The organism is Aerococcus sp. L_32, assembly GCF_050689315.1.
In genome coordinates, this window is the sequence record NZ_JBOEQF010000625.1 from 1 (window position 1) to 1,006 (window position 1,006).

General features: G+C 37.8%; 1 protein-coding gene. It reads right to left on the minus strand.

Features of this window, described 5'->3' with window-relative positions:
- Nucleotides 1–761, minus strand: a 761-nt coding sequence (locus ACRCJ0_RS15260; protein ID WP_431391052.1) for a M24 family metallopeptidase, incomplete at its 3' end; no start/stop codon positions are given.
- Nucleotides 762–1,006 lie beyond the last annotated feature (245 nt).

Here is a 1,006-nt window from a genome sequence, read left to right on the forward strand (position 1 = left end):
AAAACAACATCATAGATTTCTTTCATCTTGCTTGATGGTTCTCCAACAGCGATAGTCCTTGTGATGTCAGAAACATACCCCTTATAGTAGCAACCATAGTCCATAGTCACGATATCGCCTGCTTCAATCACTTTATCAGAGGCCACGCCATGTGGCATTGCAGAACGATAACCTGATGCAACAATTGTTTCAAAAGAAACACCACTTGCCCCTTGGCTTCTCATAAAGAAATCTAATTCATTTGCAACTTGGATTTCAGTCATACCGACTTGAATAAAGCCTAAGATATGCTCGAAAGCTGCATCTGCAATTTCACATGCTCGTTGAATTGTCGTAATTTCTTCTTGGTCTTTGGTTTGACGTAAGGCTTCAATCATTCCAGATGCTGGGATTAAGCGAGCAGAAACGATATCTTCTAACTCATCAAATTTAGCAACTGTCATATATTCTTCTTCATAACCAAGTTGACCTAGATTTTCGTTAACCACTACGGATTGAACGAATCGCAATGGACTAGTATGCGCTGCAGATCCGCCAGCAATGATAATTTCATAGCCAGCACACTGTACTTTCGCTTGTTCCCGATATCTAAAATCTGTGATGAAGTACGCATTATTTGCTGTAATTAATGCTGTACCACTTGTGCCAGTAAAACCAGAAATATATCTTAAATTAAATGGGTCAGTGACATAGTATGCATTAATACCTTCAGCTGCCATGCTTTCTTGCAAAGCACTTATTCTCTTTTTCAAACTTTTCACCTCATATTGACTAATCTATCTCTCTAAATAGAGTCACTTTTTATAGCCCAATTAGTATAGCATATATCAGTCTTCAATGAAACTTAGCTTTATCCATAGTGCCCTTTATCAACATTCTTGCTCACTTTTTACCCATTACCCACAGCTACTTACTCCCGAGTTCTTTGATCATAAGGGACATTATTATATTTATATTGCCGTCCGTTTTCTACAATGAATACAGTCGTGCTAAAGACCTTATTTTT